Origin of the sequence: Jeotgalibacillus marinus, assembly GCF_040801915.1 — a bacterium.
GTDB classification, from domain to species: domain Bacteria; phylum Bacillota; class Bacilli; order Bacillales; family Jeotgalibacillaceae; genus Jeotgalibacillus; species Jeotgalibacillus marinus.
Window position 1 is genome coordinate 1 of sequence record NZ_JBFMIA010000167.1, and the last position, 269, is coordinate 269.

A 269-nucleotide genomic window follows, 5' to 3' on the forward strand; every position below is an offset into this window, starting at 1 on the left:
GCACTATGCTTATTCCATAAATAGGAGTAGGCATAGAGGTGTCCGCCGGCAAAGGCCAACTCTTCGGTCGGCTGCAACGGGAGGTTCAACGAAAAATCCTGGCCGATGTTGTGGTAGAAATAATCGTGGGTTTTATCTGCTCCATCGCGGCGACGCGAACGGAAGACATCGAGGTAGTAGGGTGCCTCGGGATCGGTGTTGATGATCAGCACCTGACGGCGTTGATCGGATTGGGTCTCCGGCTCCAAAAAGTAGAGGTCGCCATAGAG

General features: G+C 53.5%; 1 protein-coding gene. It reads right to left on the minus strand.

What is annotated here, in order from left to right:
* Window positions 1-269, minus strand: a 269-nt coding sequence (locus tag AB1471_RS17395; RefSeq protein ID WP_367780986.1) for a hypothetical protein, incomplete at both ends; no start/stop codon positions are given.